The sequence below is a fragment of the Syntrophotalea acetylenivorans genome (assembly GCF_001887775.1).
Taxonomy (GTDB): Bacteria; Desulfobacterota; Desulfuromonadia; order Desulfuromonadales; family Syntrophotaleaceae; genus Syntrophotalea_A; species Syntrophotalea_A acetylenivorans.
In genome coordinates this window covers 751,477-773,718 of the sequence record NZ_CP015519.1, presented here as the reverse complement: position 1 = coordinate 773,718, position 22,242 = coordinate 751,477, and the positions used below count along the sequence as shown (strand labels likewise).

The window sequence follows — 22,242 nt, the reverse complement described above, 5'->3', positions numbered from 1 at the left end:
TGTGGCTGTGAAAGATTCTTGATTTTTTACCTGATATACGTCACTGTAGGTGAAACACTGTTTTAAGGTTCTGTGACGACTTGATATGGGTTTTTTTGATGCGCTGGAACCATTATCCCCGTACTGTAATTCATTCGAGCAGTAAATTTTATCCAGAGTCTAGAAAGGGGTACCATAATGCCTAAATACGTAATTGAACGCGAAATTCCCGGAGCTGGGGACCTGACAGCTGAAGATTTCAAGGCTATTTCCCAAAAGTCCTGTGGTGTTTTGGAAGGCCTCGGCCCTCAGATTCAATGGGTTGAAAGCTATGTGACCGCTGACAAGATTTATTGTATCTATATTGCCCCTAATGCAGAGATGGTTGTAGAGCATGCTCAGCAGGGTGGCTTCCCTGCGAACAGCGTTGCCGAAGTTAAGACCGTCATCAGTCCGATTACCGCTGAAGGTTGATGGCGTCGCAAAAAAGTTCGCTCTACGGAGTTACAATGTGTTTTTAGGGCCTCGATATACGAGATGTATGCCTTCACCCCTGAAAAAACACCAAACCTTGTAGGGCAAAAATTTTGCTTAGCCATCCTGTGAGTTTTCACGAATGCATCAAGGTTAAGACCAGAAATATCTAGAGGTTCTACATGGCGCTGTACGCATCTGTGATCCTGCCCTTGACCGGGCAGGATTTTTTTGCGGAAGCCGAATAGAAGGTTTGAGATGCATAGAATGGCCTGGGCCATTGACGGCGAGCAGTTGACGAATTATATTGTTCATCGGGATCTTGACGATTACCTGTTTCGATTGGTACATGTCGTTACAGCATCTGCCAAAAAGTTTATCCAGCGAATCCGGGTGCAATGATAACGCGGGTTTTTTGGGCATTAAATTTAAGGAGAGGTGGCAACAATGATTTTCAGAAACAAATGTAAGGCCTGTGATTATTGGACCGTTTTTGATTTACAGGTGAACGGTGATACGGCAGTGAAAACTTGTACCCACTGCCAGGATTCTACGGAGATTGTCTGGGACACTAAGGCTGAAACTTTGATTAGCGACGGCGAAAAAGATATCCGAGCGTTAGAAGGTCATTTCCCGGCATTAGCTGGTTTGAAAAACCGCGGAGATCATGTCCGGTTTTAATGTGCCAGAAGTACAAGTAGTTTTCTCTTTCCACAAGGCATTAATGCAATGATCAACAAACGAGAAGTTAAGCCGATTTTGCATCGGCAAAAATGTAAGAATTGCGATTTCTACACCATATATCAAGCTGTTCCTGTTGGTGATAAGGCGATTGACACCTGCACTCATTGTCAATATGCCGTTGAAATTCCGTGGGATCACGAAATCAAAGCAGCTTTCAAGAACAAGGAAAAGTTTTTGAAAGGCTTAGAAGAGTTTTACCCCGAGATCGCGGAACTGAAGAATCCCGGAGATCATATCTCGCTGGATGATTAATTTAACGATTATTGTGGTTTGAATAAAATGCGGAGGAAATGATGATTCTCAGATTGATAATTGACGATGCGGAAAAAGCGCGGGAAAGAGGCCTGGAAACAGTAAACGAACTGCACAATAATGAATCCTTCTGTGCAGGTTCTGCAGGCTACCCGGTTTTTCAGCTGCCCGACGAGAAGATGCTGGATTGCCAAACATTCCGCGAGTTGCGTGATGAATGCGGTGCGCGAATAGAAACTGATAATATTTCCAAGCTTTGTCTGGGCATCGGGATTCCCCGTGATGAGCCCGGTGTGACGGTGATTGACTAATACTGTTCAGACCTGTTTGGGGTAAAGTCATAGTATGACCTTGCTTTGAATAAGCCTCCCTATTCTTTAGAAGGGAGGCTTATTTTGTTTTGACTGGTTGATTTAACTTTTAAGTATCAAACCCGATTTTTTGCATGCAAGAGCGATGGAAAAAGACAACCCATCACTAGAGGTTGTTATTATTCTCAGGAATGCACTGACGCCTATCGCAATTCCAGGACCATAAAATGGTTCAAGCAAAGTAACCAGAACAGTCTCACGCACTCCGAATCCAGCTGGAGCGCCTGGTGTAACAAAGCCAGAAAGCCAGGCTATGGAAAAGATACTAGTTAAGAAACAAACATTTATTTGGGGTGCGTTAAAAATACCAACAGCCAAAATATTTATGACAATACCAATTGAGAAGAAGCTCAAAATGTATAATAATATGTTTTTTAAATATAAAACCTTTTTATGAGTTGAGAGAGTTTGAATTTCTGGCATGCTTTTAAACGGTAGAGCTAGTTTTCCCCGAAATATCCATATGCAAGAGAATATTGAAATAAAAATAATAGAAGATAAAATAATAAGTTTTACAAATTTTGGTATGTAAAGCGGTATGATTGAAAGTGATGGATTATCAATTATTCTCAAAGAAATAATAGACAAGATAAAACTAGAAATCAAAGTTAGATAAAATTCCAGAACCATTGTATATAATACGCGTGATATTTTTAAACCATAGGAACTGGCAATAGCCACTCTTCCAATATGATGAGTAAAATTACCTGGTAGGTATTTCGCAAATTGTGAGGTTGCAAAAATAAAGAGAGAGGTTTTTATTGGAATAGTAATTTTCGTGTAACCAAGGAGTAGATGCCAGCTAAGTCCACCTAGTAAAATTGGTAAAAAAGATAAAAATAACGCAGAGCTGAAATATAAATAAGCATTAGAATAAACTTCTATTCTTGGAATCTCAGAGAAATTGATTTTAAAATAATATATAAAATATATACAGGAAATAACCGATAAAAAAATTCCGAAGAAGGATATAATCTTTTTAGCGTTCATTTTTTGTGACCGTAACTATATACCCATTTCCTATATCATACTTGAGGAATAAGGTTTGTAGGAAAAAGAAAAACTTCATAAGAGACTTCCCTAGACGGCTTGCTTGTAGAGGAAAAATTCGGACCTCAAATGATCTATCTATGCCACTTTTAGCGGTAGAAAATTTATCTCCTATGGGGAGTTCTTTTTGTCTTGAAAAAAATTTGCCATGGGAAATTGCTCCAATACTTTCTAGCAAATTGAATAGGGGGAAACCATAACTTTCAAGGTGTTCAATCATAAAGCCGGCTTCTTTTAATACTGAAGTAATACTGCTTCTATCATAGCGGCGGTAATGACCAGCCCATACGTCACGTGCATTCCATAATTCAGGTTTGGCTGGTACAGATAGGACCATTGTTCCATTTGGTTTTAGCCATTCACGCCAATGTTCAAGAATTCCTTTATCGTCCTTGTTGTGTTCGAGAACTTCAAAGGCAAATATGTAATCAAATCTTTCAGCCCAATTATCAGATGGCTCTAAATGGATACTTGTGCTTTGATGGTGCTTGTTTAATTCTTTTGCGATTTGATTAGCAGGGACCGATGTCTCTAGGGCTGTGCAGTTAAAGCCAGCGTTTGAAAGGTCAACCAACATAGCCCCTGCACCGCAGCCTATCTCTAAAATATCCCCACGTGGAAGAAGTTTTATGATTTCCAAGATCCTCTCACGTCTGAGTAAATACCGCGGTGCTGGAACCCATCCGATTTCTGGTGCGCATACACCATACAAAGAGTCGTTTTGCATCAAAAGGTTCCTTTTGGGCTTTTTACCAATGCGACTAAGGTTGGCTTCAGGGTCTTTCCAATGGCTTTGGGGATTAGTGTTTTTATCAAGTTTTGGTGAAGAACTTCAGGAGGAATGGATATAAGTTCTTCTCTCATGTCAAGTATGGCTTCAGCCATTCTATTGGGGTCAGCTGGTGGGACAAGCCTAATGCCTGGCATTTCGGGCGTCAGAAGTTCCCGAATTGCCGGTGAATCTCGGGTGATGAGCGGTTTGCCACAAGCAAGCACTTGAAATACTTTGTTTGGGATTACTTGAGACGCTTTTTGTGAATTTCCAAAGATTCCAAGGCATATGTCTGCATCACCAATCCACTCGGAAAGATTTTTGTAAGGCACCCAAAGAATCCATTTCAGTTTTGGAAGTGGATAATTGGTAAGCATATTATCGATTTTTTCTTTTTCCTGTCCATTTCCAATTATAGTAAATTCAATATTTTGCTCTTCCAGCAACCTTGCTGTTGAAATTATGTGTTCAATTCCGTGCAGGGGTATGAATTGCCCATAAAATAAAATTTTTAATGGCTCGTTTGGTTGGGGTGCCTTGTAAGGGCTTGTCAATTCAGAGAAATAATTATTTTCAACACCAACGAAAACCCTCAGGAATTTCTCGGGTGGAAGAGGATATTTTTTACAAAAATAATCTATGTGGGAATTGGTGTCTAAAAGAATTAAATTGCTTGCACAACAGGCAAGGAATTCAAGAATACATACAATAAATGAAAGTGGATTCAGGCGTCTTGTTAAGCCGCGATCCTCTACTATGGTGTTGTAGATTGAAAGAAAGGCATCCCAAATAACTGGAACTCCCCTTAATTTGGCAAATGGCCATAATACGATTGCATCCAGGTGCCCCATATACCCAACAAAAACAGCATCATGTTTAGGCAATAAAAGGTAATTTATAACTAGCTTTGGGTATGAAAAAATCCACCTTAATAAAACCGGAACCAATTTCCAGCTTTTTCTCATACAAGCCTTGTCTTCGACTCCATTCCATATATCCGCGTGACATTCGACTATTTCAATGCCATTTTGCCTTAAACCATCTAGTAGTATCCTGACTCTTGGCTTTCCTTTATCATAGGTTCCCCAAGCTACGACTCTCATGACTTTACCTAATAAATTTAAAAGTATTCAAAAATATTCGATTTAAAGAATAAGTACTTGAAAAATTTCAAGATTAAAGCCCACCAAGTTTAATTCTTAACTGTATATCTTCAAGGATTTTCCTGTTGACTGAAAGTAGGTCAGCAATTATTCCAACCAAAATAGTTTGGAATCCAATGACTAATAAAATCCCAGATAAGATCACTGATTGAATATGTCCGGACCCTTCACCGCCGAAATAAAATAGGAGGAATCGTATCCCTAGTAGAAAACCTAACGTAAAGAGAAAAACACCGATTATCATGAAGAACCGAAATGGTCTGTATACAACAAAAATTCTAGAGATTGTTAGAAGAGACTTGTAAATATAAAATGGAATGCTTTTTATAAGGCGGGAAGGGCGTGTTACGCCGTTGACACGAATTGGAACGGATAAGATGGACATGTTTTTCTGACCGGCCTGAATGATAGTTTCAAGGGTATAGGTATATTCATTGAAAACATTCAGACGTAAAGCGGCCTCACGACTGATTGCCCTGAATCCGCTGGGGGCATCTACTATATCCGTTTTACTTGCAACTCTGACAGACCAACTTCCAAACTTTTGCAAGATCTTTTTTAGTGACGAAAAATGTTTGATAGAGGAAATTGGTCTTGAACCTATTACAAAATCGGCACTTCCATCAAGAATTGGATAAATCAGTTTCGGAATGTCATCAGCATTATATTGATTGTCGGCATCCGTATTGACAATTATATCTGCTTGGAGCTTAAGACATGCATCTACTCCTGTCATGAATGTTTTGGCCAATCCCTGGTTTCTAATATGCTTGATAACGTGGTCTACACCACATTGTTCGGCTATTTGAGCTGTATTATCTACACTTCCATCATCAATTACCAACCATTCAACCGTTTCAATCCCGTCTAAATGACGAGGCAAGTTAGCCAAGGTCAGAGGTAAGGTATCGGCTTCATTGAAACAAGGGATTTGGATTATAAGTTTCATTTAGGAACCCTCTAAATTAAAATCCATAAAAGGTGGATATCTCGGGAGGAGGGGTTGTCGGTATATATTCTATTTTATCCCAACGCAAAACGATTTTCTGATTGTTTTCTTTGGCTTCAATTAGATGATTGCCAGGCGTTAGTATTGCTTTCTCACCAGGCTTTAAATTTTTGTTGTCGATGACAACAGGATGGCTACTATCGACAACATAAGGTCCTGGGATTAGTATTTCAAAAGATTGCTGCTTACCTGCAGTCAGGTTCTGTAAAACCTTCCCCGGCAACCATATCATTCCCCAGTATCTTACAAAGTTATTTACTAATACGTGTTTGTCCTTTTCAAAAAAATCATGGTTTATTTCAAAAAATATATGATTTCGGGGAAGTCTGAAATCCAGATGAGGTGTATCCGCTAAAATGAATTGTGGTTGCTGTTCCTGTAGGATATTTCGGAAAAGGGGCTTTCCAGCAGCAAAATAGTTTTCAAAGCCCCAATTGCTCATAAAAAATCCCACTTTCGGGAAAGATGAAACAGCAGAACATCCGTCTATGTAGGGAACAGGGGCGGGAAACATTTTGTGGACGACGCTTAGGATTTCCTCTTGCGGCTTGTTTGGTTTGTTGAAGGCTTTATAGTAGTGAAATGCGGCGCTGCCTGCGATTGGCAGACAAATAATGGCAAGGGGGAGCAATAGGGCTTTGGAACCTGTCTTTTGAAAATCCTGCAGAATTCTATGCGGCAGGAATCCGCAAAATAGAATTGCCGGAGCGATTATGAAAAAGTAGTAGTAAGGGAATGCGTTGCGATAAAAGGGAAGGGTAAAAATAGGCACCAGGAAGGCAAGAAGAACAACAACTCTTTTGTTTGTCCCCTTTTTCAGGTCAAAAATTGAGTAAAAGACTCCGACCCCCAGCAGCCACCATGTAATCAGGTTTTTTCTTAGGGAATCGGAAAAGTATCCTACCTTTGGGAAAAATTCATCAAAAACTCTGGCTTGCGACGAGGTTCGGCTGATGAAGTCTTGTTCTGCCAACAACGTTGTTTGAACTAATGTTTGGCGATGAAGGATAAAACCAAGGCCAAAAGTTAAAGCTACAAGGGCAGAAAAAAGGGCTATTTTTTTAAGACACAGTTTTTTTTGATGAGAAATAAAAAGTAAAAAGCCTAGCAATGCGAAAAGCGACGCAAGATGAATGACAGCTTTGATAGAGACCAGAACGGATAAACCCATAGCGATACCGGCAATGGCTGCCCATAATCGCCCCCTGTTTACCCGCAACAAGGCAAAGGCCGCCAACAGGAAAAAGAAGGTGCAAAAGGAGTCGGCTCTTAAACTGGCACCATGGTTGATAATATTGGAAAAAGAAAGCCAGCAAAAAACAGAAAACAGAGCCCCGCTTTTATTTAAAAACTCCCGAGAAATCAGGTAGAGAAATATACCGGAGGCAATAAGGAGCAGGAGGAGAAAGCATCGTGCAGCTATGACCTGAACGACCTCGTTTTCAGCAAATCCTGGTATCCATCCTAAAAGGTGGACATGAAAACTTTGAAAAGGTTGGATAAGTTCATTTCTTTTAAAAGAATGTACAATTGATAGGAAATAGAATTCATCCCAACCTATTTTATGTCTTGTCACCAATAAAAACTTTAAAACTATTTCTAAAATAATTAATAGCAAAAAAAATGAATTTATACGGCGTATAATGTTTTCAGTTGTTTGCTTGTAAAAACTTTTCATTCTAAAATCGCATCCACTAATATAAAATTAAATGGTTGACCCTTATAGTCCCCAAGTAGAGGATTTAATCACCCATCCCTTGTCCCCATTTTCATGCCTGACATGAAGCCATCCCTCCTTCTCTTCAAGAACTCTAAAAGTCACGCCCTTATATGCTTTAAATAGGACAGGGTAGTTTTTCCCAGGCCCTTTCCGTATGTTGACACTGGCTATTTCCACAACAATTCCCTTTTGCGGTCCTACTTGGTCGGTCGTTACCCAACCAGTCTGTCCAGCGTAATCCCTGACTTTTAGATACCCAGAGCTACTTTCAAGGACCGAAAGAGGGTAGTGGCGAGGTACCTTTAAAGTCTCAAAGGCATATTGCCCACCAGGCTGAGACCACAATGTGCCCGTATGGATTTTTACGTAGACAATCTCAGCTTGACATAAAGAAATGTTAAATAAAAGAAATGTCATCAAGAGGAAGTATTTCATATTTTTTCTCGCCTCAGTAGAATAAGTTCAATCTTTAGTTAAACTATACATGTGATTATCTCGTTTTCAATTGAAGGGAGGATTGCATGTCAAGAAAGACTAGCCACTGCTTATCCGTTATTGTCCCTGCTTATAACGAACAAAACAGAATTATTCATAGCCTGCCAAAACTTTTGAGAGAAGTTGAGAGAAGGTTTCTTGATTTTGAAATAATTATTGTTGACGACGGAAGCAACGATGATACTGCAAAAATAGTTAAAAAATTTACAGCTATCAATAAAAAAGTACGCTTGATAAGTTACAGACACAATATGGGGAAAGGGCATGCTGTAAGAACCGGTGTGCTAGCGGCGAAAAAAGATTATGTCCTCTATTGTGATGCGGACCTCTCAACTCCGTTCCGGGAGGTTCGGAAACTCCTTAAAGCCATAGACGATGGTTGCGATATTGCCATAGGATCGAGGGCTAGAAAAGACACCCGCATACTTAAGCGGCAGCCGGTTTACCGGGTGCTTATGGGAAAAACTTTTAACAAAATTGTAAAACTATTAGCTGTTTCTGAAATTAATGATACTCAGTGCGGGTTCAAGTGTTTTAAAGCAGCTATTGCTCTCGATATATTTAAAGACTGTTATATAGACGGATTCAGCTTCGATGTTGAAATGTTGTATATAGCAAAAAAGAGAGACTTTAAAGTTAAAGAAGTCGGTGTCTTGTGGACGAATGACACCCAAAGCAAGGTACACCCGATATATCATTCACTTCAGATGTTTAAAGACCTGGTGATTATTCGCAGCTATGCTTTGCTTGGTTATTATGGTCGTAGAATTGGATTGCGCAATAGGACAGAAGCTTCTTCGTCCTGATAAATTTGCTTCCAGCGATTACCGGCGAGCAAGTATCTTACCAATGGCGTATCGCTGGGGTAGAGTACCCAACTCACGTCATGTTTTTCAAGAATCGTGTCGATATCCTTGTCGATAGCGACGACCTTCCTGTATTCCTTAAATAGTTCTTCTCCGTACATATCTGCACGGCCATCGATAAATACCGGTTGGGAGGGGTCAAGGGCGTAGATCAGGTACCCACCCCAACCATATTTATTGAACATCTTTCCTGCCAGAGGCGCTGAATTGAGATAGTTCACAGCGGCGACTGGATGATATTCAGATTTAACCGGAATGACTGCAGCCATTAAGGGTCGCAGCGGCGACTGGTAAATGCTGCTACAAAACAATATCAAGAATAATCCGACTGTAGCGATTAATCCGGAATAGGGGGAAAGGCGAAGTTCGTTCCCGGATGCCTTTCGATCCTTCAATGGCAGACGATCTACTATTTGGTTGCCGATTTGTGCCAGCAGGGGAACCAAATAAACCGAAGCCATGCTGATATACCTGCCGTGCGCCAGTGAGGCATTGATCCAGAAAACGAGCAGTAAGCGATTGGTCCAATTGATTTGCAAACGCGGTAATGAGACAAGAAAAATGACGGCGATCAGGTAGTACCGGAAGAAAATTTCCCTCTGCATGTCCGGAGCCAGCCATTCGCCGATACCGGTGGTGAAGATCGTTTTGGTTACCAGAAAAGGAAAGATTAACAGGTGATAGCCAAAAGGGTTAAGTCCTGAGGTCACAATGCTAAGGAACAGTATAATCAAGGCATGTTTTTGGGAGTGTAGGATGTTCCGCCATTGAGATAAACCAGCTAGACAAACCTTATCCAGTATAGCTCCGGCTATAAATATGCCTTGTAGCACCAGCCCGAGAATAAATCCGCCATGCAGGTTGGCCCATAGAGCAATGAGCAGGGGGAGGAAATATTTTGCCCTGCCTCCTTTCACCAGCAAGCCAAGGGTACAAACACCGAACAGCCAACTGAAAATATGCGGTCTTGCCAACAGATGAGTCATTGAAAAGGCGAAGGCTGTTGACACCCATAGTAACGCAAGCCAGTCGCGGGTTAAGTGGCGGGCAATGCGAAATAAAATCCAAAAACTCAGAGCTGCAATGAAAAAAAAGAATAACGCCACACCTTGTAAACCGCCGAATCGGTGCAGCGCAGCCATAATGACTTCCGCTAGCCATTCATGGGCCGTCCACGGAATTCCGCTGACAGTATGGGAAAAAATGTCCTGGGTTAAAATACTTCCCTGGTCAAGCATGGTCATGCCGGCCTTGACGTGCCAAAAAGTATCCCCGTCCAGCAAGGACTTACCGCCATCAAAAAGAAACAGGGTGACAAATACAATGAAGCCGTACAAACCTGGGATGTCAGGCAGTATGGCGAGTGATTGTTGTTTTGATTTCATTTGATAAAAAGAGATTCCAGGGTTGAAAGAGATCCGAATCACTGTCTGCTGCTGTGCAAGTGGTCAAGTTGCTCGAGGTTTTCCTGAGCTCGGACATAAAAGGATGGGTTCAGTTGCAAGGCCTTTTTGAAAGCCTTCTCCGCTTTTTCCCAATCCCCCCGGGTCATCAGAATATAACCGAGATTATTATAGGCTGCGGCCTGACCAACAGTATCTTGAAACAGTTTGAGTGCCTCTTCGGTCTGATTATTCAGGAGATAGGCAGCCCCTAAATTATTTTTTGCACGTTTGTTGCCGGGATCCAGAGCCAAGGCTTTGGTAAAGGTTTTTGCCGCATCCTGGTGACGTCCCTGCAATAGATAATTAAACCCAAGATTATTATGGGCAGCGGAAGAGCGGGGTTTTAAAGAGACAACTTTTTTATAAAGGGGTTCAGCATAGGTCAGCCTCTCCTGGCCCATGTGGTCGTTGGTGATCGCCAATTCGGTGAGAACTTCCGGGTTTTGGGGGGCGTGCTGATAGGCTTCATTGAGGAATTCCAAAGATCTATCCAGGTCTCCTCGATTCCGAGAGATATTGCCCATTAAGGTCAACGCAGCTACATTATTATTCTCGTTTTCTAAAGCGGATTCCAGCAATTGTTGCGCTTCTTCGATTTTGCCTTCAAGAAGCAGCATATGACTCAAACCAATTGCTGCCGCCATGGATTTTGGTTTTTTTGAAAGCGCTTTTTCGAAATGCAGGGTCGCCAGTTGTTTGTTGCCATTTTTTTTGTAATAGTCAGCCTTCTGGATCAATTGCTCATAAGAAAGGTTAGCAATTTTCTTGGATGGGTCATTGTCCGCAGACGCTTCTTCAATGGTGAGCTTCGAGGGGGAAACATACTGCGTCTTAGATGTGCAACCCGACACAAGCAGGGACAACAGAATAAGCAGGGCAAGATTGGCGCAAGAAGTCTGGCCATTAAAAAATGGATGGAATAGTTTCATTTGATTTCTCCTTGGCATTGCCACAAAATATTTGCATGAAAATTTGGCCAGGGGGTGCAATTATCCGCCCATGGCAGGGAATAGTACTTTAATAATTCGTATAACGCCAGGCCCGATCAGTACGACAAAGATAGCGGGGAAAATAAAACAAACCAAAGGGAAAATAAGTTTAACGGTCGATTTGGCTGCGACTTCTTCCGCAATTTGACGTCTTTTGATGCGCATGGCATCCGAATGCACCCGCAGGGCCTTGGCCAGACTCGTTCCGAATCGGTTGGTTTGAACCAGAATAGTCATTAAGTTGTTAATTTCAGGTACTCCTGTTCGGAGCGACATGTTTTTAAAGCAATCCGCTCGATTTTTTCCAGCCCGTACTTCAAGATTGGTCAAAGCAAATTCATCGCTCAGGTCGCTGCAGATCGGGCGAATTTCATCGCCAACGCGTTTGAAGGTCATATCGAGGCCAAGTCCGGCTTCGACACAGATGACCATTAAATCAAGGGCGTCGGGTAGCGCTTTGGTGATACGCTTTTGACGCGACCGTGAAATAATACCCACGATACTGTCAGGAAGGCCAAAGCCGATGACCAGCAGCAGCACGACAAGAAGGATTCGAACCAGGGAAAACGCATGGAAGGCCGTTGCGGCAAGATAGAGTACCGGCAAGAGCAGTGCCAGCAACACCTTGGCCGTAAAGAAATATTGGTATGAATGCTTCGAACGGTAACCTGCCTGAATCAGGCGCAACCGTGACCGTTTGGCAATATCGCCGCTGCGGGGAGCAATTAATTCATTGATCGGTTGGGTAACTCTGGTTACAAAACCACTATCGTTGTCATCCAGTAATTTGGGTTTGACATGTGTGCCGGCATCGCCGTGAGGCACTAGACGTTCAAGGCGCTCCTCGGTGGGATTCGGCTTAAGGAACAAATAGTAAATGCCGTAAACCGCCAATGCGACCGCACAGAATACCAGCAGCAACAAACCGAAATAAGTGAGGTTGTCAACGATCCAGAAATAGTATGTCATTATCTGGTTCATAAGGGCCCCTTATATGTCAATGGTTACAATGCGCTTAATCAAGTAAGATCCAACAATCTGGCTTATGACTGCTCCGAACATCATATATTTGCCTAACTCCTCACTCCAAAGCAGCGATAGGTAAGTGTAATTAGCGAAGTAGATATAGATAAAGAGAAAGATGGGTAAGCTGATCAGGACACCGGCGGAATATCGACCTTCAGCCGTCAGGGCCTTAACCTGACGGGCGAATTGGATGCGTTCCCGTATCAGCCGACTGATGTTGTCAAGGATCTCGGCAATGTTGCCGCCTGTTTCCCGTTGAATCAGGACGGAGATAGTGAAAAATCGCAAGTCGGTGCTTGGCACTCGGGCACAGAGGTTTTCAAAGGCCTCCTGAAAGGTCAGACCGAGATTTATCTCGTCGACAGCCGCCCCGATTTCAGACTTGATGGGGTCGTCCATTTCCGTGGCTACCATCTCCAAGCCACTGGTCAGGGCGTGACCGGAACGCAGGGCTCTGGCCAGCAGGTCAAGTGCTTCAGGCAACTGCTCTTGAAATCGGTTGAAATAATTTCTTTCAGCTACCTTGAGGGCGAGAAAGGGTAAAACCAGCAAGAGTATTCCCAAGCCGTAAGCGGTAATGGCTTGTGGTAGCAGTTTTAGGCCGAGTAGAGTTCCGATGGCGGCGAAGGCAACGGTACCAATGATGAATGTCGTCGCATTCAACGGTATGCCGGCTTTGAGCAGTAAGCGGTCAAGACTGCTGACCCGTGGCATTTTCAAAGCCAAGCTTTCAAAGGCTCCTACGTCTTTGAGAACTCGTTCCCGATATTTTTTAAGTTTTTCCTGGCCATGTTTACCCCCGGCGGAGATGTAGTAGAGTCGTTTTTTGATGACATGTTTTTCGGCAAATCGACTCTCGGTCCACGCCAGGAAAATCATGCCGACCAGGGATACGGTGAAGAGAAAAACAGCGGCCAGTAGTAGTAATGTCAATACATCCACGGTGCCTCCCGTCATTCAAAAGATTTGCCGGAAAAGAACAAATCATCCGGCAGGTTGACGCCGGCAACCTCAAGCTTGTCGGCAAACTTGGGCCGAATACCGGTTGCCCGGAATCGCCCCAGCACCTTGCCATTCTTATCGATACCAGATTTTTCGAAGACGAAGATGTCTTGCAGCGTAATGATATCGCCTTCCATGCCGACTACCTCACTGATAGAGGTCACCTTTCGGGTACCGTCAGTCAGGCGGGCGGTTTGCACAATCAGATCGAGGGCTGATGAAACCATGAAGCGCATGGCATGTTCCGGTAGATCGATGCCTGTCATGAGAATCATGGATTCTAATCGCGTCAGTGAATCTCTCGGGGTGTTCGCATGGATGGTCGTGAGAGACCCTTCGTGACCGGTATTCATGGCTTGCAGCATGTCGAAAGCTTCGGAACCGCGGACCTCACCGATGATGATTCGGTCCGGGCGCATCCGCAGACTGTTTTTTACCAGATCACGCTGACTCACCAGGCCGGTGCCTTCGATACTTTCCGGTCGGGTTTCAAGTCTTACCACATGCTCTTGTTGCAATTGAAGTTCCGCTGAATCTTCAATGGTGACGATTCGTTCCTTTCCGGGGATAAACCCGGAGAGGATGTTCAGCAGAGTTGTTTTACCGGCGCCGGTACCACCGGAAATCATGATGTTGAGTTTGGCTTGCACGCAGCCTGAAAGGAGTAGGGCGACGTCCGGTATCAGGGTTTTAAAGTTAATCAGATCATCCATCTTCAGAGGGTCAACGGAAAAACGGCGTATAGAGAGAATCGGACCATCGAGTGACAAAGGTGGAATGATGGCGTTTACACGACTGCCGTCAGCCAGTCGGGCATCGACCATCGGTGACGATTCGTCTATGCGACGACCAACCCTCGATATAATTCGGTCAATAATATTCATCAGATGGGCGTTGTCGATAAACCGGGCATTGGTCTTTTCCAGAAGACCTTTACGCTCGACATAAATATTTTTGTAGGTATTGACCAAGATATCGGAAATGGTCGGATCTTTAAAAAATGGTTCGATGGGGCCGAGACCGGTTAGCTCATCAAGAATCTCTTCAGCAAGGGCCTTTTTTTCTTCTTCGTTAAGAAGGGCTTTTTCCTCGCTTAAGAAATAGTCGATGATCTTGACTATTTCGACGCGTACTTCGGATGCATCCATATTCTCTAATGCCGAAAGATTGGCTTCTTCAACAAAGCGATTATGGATTTTGTGCTTGATGTCGTAGAAAAATGCTACCCTTTCGCCGCTGGCGGCTGCCTTTTGGTCGGTCTCTTCGGCTGAGGGCTTTTCCCGTTCCCATAAATTTTTAAATGCCATAACAGACCTCCTAAATTGCGCGCCCGAAGGTTCCACGGATGCCACGGAACTTTTCGTTTGTTTGATGTTTGGTCAAATTGTCGGCGAAACTTGCAAGATTCTTGGACAAGGGACACCCCGGGCTGAACTTGATAAGCGGTATGCCCTTGTTGATGGCACTGATGACACTCTTGAAGTCATTTGGGAACAGCCAGGACACACGCTTTTCCAGGGTCTTTTCGACTTCGGCTAAAGACAGCGTTCCGCCCTTGATAAAACGGTTGGCGATCACTTCAATCTTGTCTGACGGGATCAGATGCTTTTCGAGTAATTCGCATAAGCGGGCGGCGTTGCGAATGGCCGGAACCGACAAGTCAATAACGACGAATATCTTTTCAGAAGCATCAAAGGCTTCAAGAGAACATTCGTTGATTTGCATCGACGTGCAGTCGACAATCAAGTGGTCGTAGAGTTTTTTCCCTAATTCGATTATTGCTGAAATATGCTCACCGTTTATTCCCTGGCATTCGTTTGGGCTGGTTGGGGCGGCAAGAAAATCAAATTGTTTAAATGCCTTGGTCATGACCGCTGATAGAAAAGAAGCATCCATGCGGTGAAAGTTTTTAACCAGGTCGCTGATCGATGTTTCTGGTAGTATGTCGAGCATTACCGAAGCGTCCCCGGATTGCAGGCTGAGATCCAGCAGGGCAACGTTGGACTCTTTTTTTTGTGCAAGGGCATAGGCGGTGTTAACGGCGAGTACCGATGCCCCAAGTCCACCCTTGCTGCTGATAAAGCTGTATACCGAACCGCGGGCAATTTTGCCGGCATTGGCCAGTTTGGCGCGAATGTCTTCAACGGCGTTGTGCAGAACTTTGTTGTCAATTGGAGTGACAAGATATTCCGCTACACCCGCCTTCATGACTTCGATAATATGTTTTGGGCTTTGATCTGAAGCGACGACGAAGTAAGCAGCATCCGGAAAGGACTCGCGAAGCAACGCCAGGTGATTGTTTAACTGCTGAATATCTGGACGGTCGTCTATAATAATGATTTCCGGGCAATCTTTAACGGCCACAGCCCCTTTTTCGCCCAGGGAGTCGAACCACTGAACGGCCTCCACGTTAGGAATGGCTTCCAGGGTCTTTAAGACATCCGTGGCAAGGTGGTTGTCGGCCAATTCGACAGCTATGATTAAATTGTTGGCCATGCAGTACCTCTATAAAGTTAAAATACATTTCCAATTGAAAATTGTATTTGTAGCATTATGGCATCTAATCAACTAAAACTGGAATTTCTGCTAGAACACCATAATTAGTTCCTCCAGTGACACCAGCAGGTGCTATTTTTTCACAAGAGGGAAGAAAGAAGATGGCCTTTTTTTGGAACATATCTTTATAGTCTTGATCTGTTATTGGTGGGCCGCTAACATTTGCAAGATTGAAATGGTCTACGAAACTTTTCCAACAATCAAACCCAGGTGTTCCATCTGGACAACTCCAATCTTCCATTTCCCTAGGGGCGTCAGTGAAATCCTTATCGGGATTATCACGTTGTACCCATACGACATCAACATTGACAGCTCCTACTACCGTTGGACAATTACTAACATTATTGGCGGGGCATTCGATTACGGGGAGAGTCATATTCCAAACACGTTTTTTGTCGGTTTCATTTTCCCAACAAGTCTCAAAAGAATTAAAAGTAACATCTTGGACACCACCTGTTGCACCGATTCCTTGGCCATAATTTACCTGGTTTGGGTTGCCTCCAGCACAGATTAGAGGATCCAGTGTAGGTTTGCTGGCTGTTACGCATGGTTGAGAAAAATTTGTCCATCCTCCTGTGTTGGCCGCATTCGGGTCATTCCCACTATTTAGCATTCTACCCATATTGCAGTCATAGTCTCCATCGCCATTTAGGATAGACTCTTCACATATTGCAATTGGCTGGTCAACATCAGAGGGGAGGAGTGATCCAGAATATCCAAGATATGCTACGGCCTCTGCACTAACTGCAAAATCTTCATAGCCGAAGATTCGTGCAAAAAAGGATGCAGCAGGGGTGCCTTGCCTGCGAGTTGCAACTCTGATGGCATTTATATAATCTAAATTTGCGTCTAATTCTGCCTCTGTATATATGCCAATATCTATTGCCGTTAATGAATCATTGGGTGTAAATTGTCGAGTAGAGAAACTCCAATGTCCCCGTTGGACATCACCAGAGTTTGCCCCAGCATTGTAATCTACTTCGACAGGAATTTTTTCACTAGCATTCTGAATTGCAGTATTGGCAGCGATGGTGTTCGAATTAGGGTCAACTGCTGTTCCATCGTCCAGATATAGTTCACGAGCTCCAGCTAATGCTCCACTATCTGCGCCATTTTGCAATTCGTTACGGACGACATAGAGGTGATAAACATCAACAGCAATAGCAACAATTCCGATAAAGAACACAAGTAAAATAGCAATAAGGGCTATAACTGCTCCTCTTTCATTTTGTCTAAGAAGTGACAACTTGCCATGTGAAGTCATAGTCGATTTCCCTTCTTTACACTATTCTGCCCTCATTGTAGTTATCCCACTCAGTGTTATATTGCCTGGAATACCAGGGATAAAAGAGGGGATGAGAAGAAAGTTGTAGTCAAAGTCGACTCGTACAGTCACATATGCCCCTTGCGTTGTAGCGATATCGCCATCTGAACTATCTGGATCAATAGTTAGGGCATCGGTGCCAAAAGTAACCAGCCTCAGTTCATTGTTTGTAGGAAAGTCGCTGTAGAGTTGCCTTGTTACGGCGTTCTCAACTTCAGCGCCTGGGACAATTCGGTTGCCATCGCTGTCAACCTGGTAAACAATTGCCCTGCGAGCTCCCTCACGACTTGCATTGGTGAGCATCGCTTTATTGTAGAAAATAAACCCGAATTCCACGATGCCAAAAATAACAACCAGTAGAAACGGTAAGATCACTGCAAACTCTACAACCGCTGTACCTTGTTCGGATCTTAATTTCATTTGCACCTCCCGCTCACTGTTTCGGTAATTAATACCACCGTTGAATTATTGAGCGGTCAAGCTGTTTAATCCGTCACATTAAAGTTAAGGACGTTACCTGTGGTCGGTTTGTCGGCAAAGGTATCGGTGTAAACTTCCATAACATTTTCAGCAGGCAGGCCTTCAAGATCTTCCGGGTTGTTAAACTCGCCGGTGGTCTGGTCTGCTGCGTAACGGTAATCGGGGTAGGCTACCTGCATATCCCAGGTTTCCTGGCTTTGTTTCCCGAATTCGCGATCGACATAGTAGGCCTCTTCAAAGGAGGCGCAGCCTACCAGCAGTATTGAACTTGCCAGCAAAAGGATCATTGTTTTCATAGCTCGCTCCTTATCTTTATTCGGCCGTTACAGGTTCATGTCCAAAGGATCCTTCAAGTCCGCCTTGTTCGCTCTCTGGGACTTCTTGGCCGAAAGAATGCACACCCAGGGTATCCATATCGCCAGACCTGCGTCCCTCCAGACGGCCTTCCAGATAAAATTCGTAACGATTAGGGATCTTCATGTCTTGACCTGGGTACTTGATGGTGCCTTCTTTGTTTGCCGTGACCAGGTGCGGCGTCACTGAGATCATCAAATCAGTTCTCTCTTGTTGGTAGCTGGTACTGCGGAATAAGGTACCGATGATTGGGATGTCTCCAAGCCCAGGTATTTTGCTGACACTTTCTCGCAAGGAATCCTGTAATAAGCCAGCTAGAGCCAGGGTCTGCCCGTCGTACAACTGGACCGTGCTTTCTAGTTTGCGGGTGATCAGGTTAGGCACAACAAAGTCTGTGATAGTCCCTGTTGGAATTGTGCTACTGGAGGCAATGTCACTGACGCTTGGAGCCACGCGCAGGCTGATCTTTCCGTTGCTGAGGACGACCGGGGTAAATCGTAGGGCGACACCGAATTCCTTGTATTCTATAGTGATGCCGTCATCATCTGGAACAGGAATCGGGAATTCACCACCGGCCAGGAAGCTAGCTTCTTGACCGCTCTGGGTGACCAAACGAGGTTCGGCGAGCAGTCTGGCAAGGCCTTCTTCTTCCAGAAAGCGCAGGGCGGCTGAAAAATCGCCGATCTCGACAAAGATGTTAGCTGGGATATCACCTCCAAAATTAGCGAAATTCAGGAGCAGGCTTCCAGGCGTGGCGCCGCTCAGGGTGCCGTTCGAATTGGTCGCCAGGCCCCCAATTCCACCCACGGCAATGTCATCCCCAATGAGGCCGTCCCAGCCGAAGGCGGCTCTCAGGTCGCGACTGGAAGAACGGGTGACTTCGGCAAACTTGACCTCGAGCATGACTTGTTGAATGCCGCTCACTCTCATCAAGTTGGTGATGCCGTCACCGGACTTGCCAGTATCTTCTTCGCTGCGATCCCCTTCGGCCTTGGGTGGCAGAAAAGTCCTTGCGAGGCGAAGTGTTTGTTCCATTACCTCGGGGCCTGAAACGCTGCCGGACAGGACGATGCCTGATTCGGAGGAATAGACCTTGATGTCTTGGTTCGGATAGAGCTGATGCAATTTCTGTTTAAGCGGGGTGACGTCGAGAGAGACGTTGACGTCTATGATGGCCCGGACTTCCCGCTTATAATCGTCCCAGACGGTAACTCGCGAGTATCCGACTTTTTTCCCGAGATTATAGACGTTGATCAGGTCGGCTTTAAGTGGCCGGGCACCAATGATGTCCTGATTGGAAATCAGTATTTTCATTCTGCGGCTCGGTTCGGCTATTTTAACCAGTTCTGAGCCCCCGACGTTGACATCGAGAGTCAGATGCTCGATTTCTGCCGCGAAGAGTGGGGCGGCAAACAGCAACAGTGCCAATCCCGCTGCCAGTCTCATCGGCTTAGCAATTAAACGAAATTTTCTCATAGTGACCTCCTGATTGGTTAAACCGCGATCTGTAACGGCAGCAGCTTAAGGTTGCTGTTTGAACTGATATTTTTCCGGTGCTTTTTCCCCGCGGATAATCTCTACCTCGAAGGTCGGAGGGGGTGGGGTGTAAACCCGGGGACGCACCCGGCGAACCCGGCGGACCACTTTCGGTTTAGGTATGTCTTCATCCAAAGGATTTCGCAGCACTAACCGAATTGGGCCTTCATTGGTCTGCAACGCTAGTTTGCGTGCTTGATCAGGTGTTAGCTCAAGGGTAACGGTGCGAACTACTTTAGGCTTGCCTTCTTCAATGAAGGTTTCCTGGGCGATAGCCAGAACCTCAATTTTTTGCAGCAGAGTTTTTGCTGTCCTTGTCTTGCCCTTTTTCTGTATGGAAATGACATCGACAAAGGTATTGGGCAGGATGAAGCCGCCGACGCCGGTCACTTCATTAACCTTGATGGCCATGGCTCTCATGCCGGGTTTGATAACCGCTACGAGACCGGCTCCGGATCCTGGAGCGGCCAGTTCAGCGCCGAGGACAGGAGTTCCTGCGACCATCTTGGAGATATTGACTCGTCCCTCGACATCCTCAATCTTTTCAAAGGCTCCTTTGGGAATACTGGTTCTTGGCCATTTGGCCAGGGACAAATTCTCGCTGGTCAGACGCGAGCCAATAGTCAAGTCGTTTGACGCGACCACGATTTGGGCCATGGGGACGCTCTCGCTGCTGCGTTCTACAGTGACTGTCGGATTCTGGGCAGACAACCATTTGTTAACCAGAATCACGGCCACTACGCCGAACAGGATGGCCAGCCCTAAAGCGATAATGGTTCCGTACTTTTTCATGAAAACCTCCTCCACGCTTATTTTTTAAGGGTGCCGAATCAGATCTTTGGATCTCCACAATTTCAGCAATTCACCCATTTGCTTATATGGTTGATCGCAACACCCTTAGCAGGCTGGTGCGAATTACTTACAATGTTATGTCGCTAACAGTTTAAGCAGGCCGCCCCAACTGATGTAGGCGTAATAACCAAATGCAATCGCGGCCGCATAAGGAAAACGAAGTGTTTGGCGCGGGATATCCGTGATGCTATTAGCCGGTAAAAGACCTGACCGAAGGGCGCGCATCCACTCCATGCAAGCCTGTCGTAACTGGGGTACAAACAGGCATTGCAACAGCCCCATGATACCTCCCCAAAGGGCGGTGTAAATAAATACCTGGAATATGGTCGCAGGCCCCAACAAGGCGCCCAGTGCCGCTAGGGCTTTAACGTCTCCAGCTCCCATGCCGCCCATTAAAAAGGGGATAAGGAATAGAGCCAGCCCGGCGAATAAGCCCAAAAAGGCCAAGCTGAAACCAGCCAGGCCTGTGTTGTAAATGTGGTAGCCAAAGGCAAAAAGCACCCACACTAAATTAAAGAGGTTGGGAATCTTTGAAAAAAGAGTGTCGCTAGCGCAAATCAAGAAGAGAAAAGAGGAGGCAGCTAGTACGACCCAGTCCGCTCGTTGCTGATAAATGAAAAACAGAGCGAATCCCATGGCGACGGTTCCTGTAGCATATCTTGGAATGTCCTGGCTGCCACGGTAGGTCATGTTGGCTGCCTCCTTCGTCTCAAATAATTCACATGGAAAACTAGAAAGTTCAGCAAATAAACATTTAGCCGTTTGGCAGACGATCAGCAATGTTCTGGAACGTGTTATTGACCTTGTTACCAAGGACGGTAATGGCGACAATCGATACGATGATAATCAGTGCGAGCATGACGGCATATTCAGTTGCCGTAGCCCCTTCTTCGCTTACCCATAATTCTTTGGCTTTTTGCAGCATCATTTTCATTCTTTGCCTCCTTTGGTTGATATCTCCCGCCCTTGGACTTTGCAGGTAGCCATACGGCGGATGGTTGGTTTATCTGCCCGGTAATGAACGTTAAGTTTTATAATTGGAAAGATCGTGGAAAATATCAAATGGGGTTCGTCGTGTAATGCATTGGGTACTCGGTAAACCCCTCATTTGATTTAAGAGTAACGGGGATATTTAATGTGTCAAGCAAGTCGAGTAGGGAATTTAATAATAGTTAGCGAGAAAACATTAGGCGGAACCTTTCAATGTAATCAGGTATATATAACGACTGGCGAAAAACTCAATGGGCTGTTATCATATAACGGTTGACAGGGCGTATGATGGGAAGGGTTTTGTTTTAAATGCAGTTCATGCGGTTCGCCATAGTTGGATTGTTAAACACCTTGATCGATTTCGGGGTACTTAACGGTTTGTTGTGGATGGATGGTTATCCCGTTGGATGGAAGCTGTTCGCCTACAATGCACTGGCTTTCACTGTTGCCAGCGGGAACAGCTATTTATTTAATAAATATTGGACTTTCGGTGACCGCCGGCCCTCAACGTTGCCCCATGTGGGACTCTTTTTTCTACTGACCACTATCGGTCTCCTCATTAATTGTACGATAGTTTATCTTTTGACTCTTCCCGGCGCGTCTCCTGTGGCTTTGTCACCGGCGATCTGGGTCAACTTGGCTAAAATCGCTGCGACTTTTGCCAGTCTGGTCTGGAATTTCTTTAGTTACCGATATTGGGTATTCGACGCTAAATCCTCTGCACGCTCCCAGTCCCCAGCTGTAGCCACGGTCAAAGTACCGACAAGCCCTCAATAATTTATCCTCGCTTCAA

26 protein-coding genes are annotated in these 22,242 nt (G+C 44.7%); 7 read left to right on the top strand and 19 right to left on the bottom strand.

Annotated features, from left to right (window positions below):
* Positions 1 to 177: 177 nt before the first annotated feature.
* The 5 genes from A7E78_RS03585 to A7E78_RS03570 all read left to right on the top strand — a co-directional run bounded on the left by A7E78_RS03585 (position 178) and on the right by A7E78_RS03570 (position 1,760).
* The gene (locus A7E78_RS03585) at positions 178 to 453 is read left to right on the top strand and encodes a DUF4242 domain-containing protein (RefSeq protein ID WP_072282949.1); all 276 of its coding nucleotides are present in this window, start codon (positions 178 to 180) and stop codon (positions 451 to 453) included.
* 258 nt (positions 454 to 711) lie between these two features.
* A complete protein-coding gene (locus tag A7E78_RS15005) occupies positions 712 to 855 on the top strand; it encodes a hypothetical protein (protein WP_158516063.1) in 144 nt (47 codons plus the stop codon).
* Between the two features lie 45 nt (positions 856 to 900).
* Positions 901 to 1,134, top strand: a complete 234-nt coding sequence (locus A7E78_RS03580; RefSeq protein ID WP_072282948.1) for a hypothetical protein — start codon at positions 901 to 903, stop codon at positions 1,132 to 1,134.
* A gap of 48 nt (positions 1,135 to 1,182) precedes the next feature.
* Positions 1,183 to 1,449 carry a hypothetical protein gene (locus A7E78_RS03575; RefSeq protein ID WP_072282947.1) on the top strand — a complete coding sequence of 89 codons (267 nt, stop codon included), beginning with the start codon at positions 1,183 to 1,185 and terminating at the stop codon, positions 1,447 to 1,449.
* Between the two features lie 38 nt (positions 1,450 to 1,487).
* On the top strand, positions 1,488 to 1,760 hold the full coding sequence (locus A7E78_RS03570) for a hypothetical protein (protein ID WP_145924836.1): 273 nt from the start codon (positions 1,488 to 1,490) through the stop codon (positions 1,758 to 1,760).
* Between the two features lie 102 nt (positions 1,761 to 1,862).
* Here the strand turns inward: A7E78_RS03570 and A7E78_RS03565 are convergent, their stop codons facing one another.
* The 6 genes from A7E78_RS03565 to A7E78_RS03540 all read right to left on the bottom strand — a co-directional run bounded on the left by A7E78_RS03565 (position 1,863) and on the right by A7E78_RS03540 (position 7,969).
* Positions 1,863 to 2,810: a lysylphosphatidylglycerol synthase domain-containing protein gene (locus tag A7E78_RS03565; RefSeq protein ID WP_072282945.1), complete on the bottom strand. Its 948-nt coding sequence runs from the start codon at positions 2,808 to 2,810 to the stop codon at positions 1,863 to 1,865.
* On the bottom strand, positions 2,800 to 3,510 hold the full coding sequence (locus A7E78_RS03560) for a class I SAM-dependent methyltransferase (RefSeq protein ID WP_158516062.1): 711 nt from the start codon (positions 3,508 to 3,510) through the stop codon (positions 2,800 to 2,802). Before A7E78_RS03560 ends, A7E78_RS03565 begins: the two co-directional genes overlap by 11 nt.
* A gap of 86 nt (positions 3,511 to 3,596) precedes the next feature.
* A complete protein-coding gene (locus A7E78_RS03555; RefSeq protein WP_072282943.1) occupies positions 3,597 to 4,745 on the bottom strand; it encodes a glycosyltransferase in 1,149 nt (382 codons plus the stop codon).
* 73 nt (positions 4,746 to 4,818) lie between these two features.
* Positions 4,819 to 5,754 (bottom strand): glycosyltransferase family 2 protein, encoded by a 936-nt coding sequence (locus A7E78_RS03550; protein ID WP_072282942.1) that lies wholly within the window; start codon positions 5,752 to 5,754, stop codon positions 4,819 to 4,821.
* Between the two features lie 16 nt (positions 5,755 to 5,770).
* Positions 5,771 to 7,492 (bottom strand): glycosyltransferase family 39 protein, encoded by a 1,722-nt coding sequence (locus tag A7E78_RS03545; protein WP_072282941.1) that lies wholly within the window; start codon positions 7,490 to 7,492, stop codon positions 5,771 to 5,773.
* Positions 7,493 to 7,534: 42 nt separating this feature from the next.
* Positions 7,535 to 7,969, bottom strand: a complete 435-nt coding sequence (locus A7E78_RS03540) for an SH3 domain-containing protein (RefSeq protein ID WP_072282940.1) — start codon at positions 7,967 to 7,969, stop codon at positions 7,535 to 7,537.
* A gap of 86 nt (positions 7,970 to 8,055) precedes the next feature.
* Here A7E78_RS03540 and A7E78_RS03535 point away from each other — a divergent pair, with 86 nt between their 5' ends.
* Positions 8,056 to 8,835: a dolichyl-phosphate beta-glucosyltransferase gene (locus A7E78_RS03535; protein ID WP_072282939.1), complete on the top strand. Its 780-nt coding sequence runs from the start codon at positions 8,056 to 8,058 to the stop codon at positions 8,833 to 8,835.
* Here A7E78_RS03535 and A7E78_RS03530 read toward each other — a convergent pair.
* The 13 genes from A7E78_RS03530 to A7E78_RS03470 form a co-directional block, all read right to left on the bottom strand.
* Positions 8,784 to 10,322, bottom strand: coding sequence for a hypothetical protein (locus tag A7E78_RS03530; protein ID WP_072282938.1), 1,539 nt, complete (start codon positions 10,320 to 10,322; stop codon positions 8,784 to 8,786). The genes A7E78_RS03535 and A7E78_RS03530 overlap by 52 nt on opposite strands.
* Positions 10,319 to 11,269 (bottom strand): tetratricopeptide repeat protein, encoded by a 951-nt coding sequence (locus A7E78_RS03525; protein ID WP_072282937.1) that lies wholly within the window; start codon positions 11,267 to 11,269, stop codon positions 10,319 to 10,321. The genes A7E78_RS03530 and A7E78_RS03525 overlap by 4 nt, the downstream gene beginning before the upstream one ends.
* Before the next feature lie 60 nt (positions 11,270 to 11,329).
* Positions 11,330 to 12,310 (bottom strand): type II secretion system F family protein, encoded by a 981-nt coding sequence (locus A7E78_RS03520; RefSeq protein ID WP_083552629.1) that lies wholly within the window; start codon positions 12,308 to 12,310, stop codon positions 11,330 to 11,332.
* 9 nt (positions 12,311 to 12,319) lie between these two features.
* Positions 12,320 to 13,297: a type II secretion system F family protein gene (locus tag A7E78_RS03515; RefSeq protein ID WP_072282936.1), complete on the bottom strand. Its 978-nt coding sequence runs from the start codon at positions 13,295 to 13,297 to the stop codon at positions 12,320 to 12,322.
* A gap of 11 nt (positions 13,298 to 13,308) precedes the next feature.
* Complete coding sequence (locus tag A7E78_RS03510; RefSeq protein WP_072282935.1) at positions 13,309 to 14,664, bottom strand: CpaF family protein; 1,356 nt, start codon at positions 14,662 to 14,664, stop codon at positions 13,309 to 13,311.
* A 10-nt stretch (positions 14,665 to 14,674) separates the two neighbouring features.
* The gene (locus A7E78_RS03505; RefSeq protein ID WP_072282934.1) at positions 14,675 to 15,853 is read right to left on the bottom strand and encodes a CpaE/TadZ family protein; all 1,179 of its coding nucleotides are present in this window, start codon (positions 15,851 to 15,853) and stop codon (positions 14,675 to 14,677) included.
* A gap of 64 nt (positions 15,854 to 15,917) precedes the next feature.
* Positions 15,918 to 17,177, bottom strand: coding sequence for a TadG family pilus assembly protein (locus A7E78_RS03500; RefSeq protein WP_072282933.1), 1,260 nt, complete (start codon positions 17,175 to 17,177; stop codon positions 15,918 to 15,920).
* A gap of 21 nt (positions 17,178 to 17,198) precedes the next feature.
* A complete protein-coding gene (locus A7E78_RS03495) occupies positions 17,199 to 17,657 on the bottom strand; it encodes a TadE/TadG family type IV pilus assembly protein (RefSeq protein WP_072282932.1) in 459 nt (152 codons plus the stop codon).
* 65 nt (positions 17,658 to 17,722) lie between these two features.
* A complete protein-coding gene (locus A7E78_RS03490) occupies positions 17,723 to 18,013 on the bottom strand; it encodes a hypothetical protein (RefSeq protein ID WP_072282931.1) in 291 nt (96 codons plus the stop codon).
* 16 nt (positions 18,014 to 18,029) lie between these two features.
* Positions 18,030 to 19,547 (bottom strand): type II and III secretion system protein family protein, encoded by a 1,518-nt coding sequence (locus A7E78_RS03485; RefSeq protein WP_072282930.1) that lies wholly within the window; start codon positions 19,545 to 19,547, stop codon positions 18,030 to 18,032.
* A 45-nt stretch (positions 19,548 to 19,592) separates the two neighbouring features.
* Positions 19,593 to 20,399: a Flp pilus assembly protein CpaB gene (gene cpaB / locus A7E78_RS03480; protein WP_072282929.1), complete on the bottom strand. Its 807-nt coding sequence runs from the start codon at positions 20,397 to 20,399 to the stop codon at positions 19,593 to 19,595.
* A 135-nt stretch (positions 20,400 to 20,534) separates the two neighbouring features.
* Positions 20,535 to 21,149: an A24 family peptidase gene (locus tag A7E78_RS03475; protein WP_072282928.1), complete on the bottom strand. Its 615-nt coding sequence runs from the start codon at positions 21,147 to 21,149 to the stop codon at positions 20,535 to 20,537.
* A 64-nt stretch (positions 21,150 to 21,213) separates the two neighbouring features.
* Positions 21,214 to 21,393 (bottom strand): Flp family type IVb pilin, encoded by a 180-nt coding sequence (locus A7E78_RS03470; protein ID WP_201258028.1) that lies wholly within the window; start codon positions 21,391 to 21,393, stop codon positions 21,214 to 21,216.
* A 365-nt stretch (positions 21,394 to 21,758) separates the two neighbouring features.
* On the opposite strand from A7E78_RS03470, the gene A7E78_RS03465 reads away from it, so the two are divergent.
* Positions 21,759 to 22,226: a GtrA family protein gene (locus A7E78_RS03465; protein ID WP_072282927.1), complete on the top strand. Its 468-nt coding sequence runs from the start codon at positions 21,759 to 21,761 to the stop codon at positions 22,224 to 22,226.
* Positions 22,227 to 22,242 lie beyond the last annotated feature (16 nt).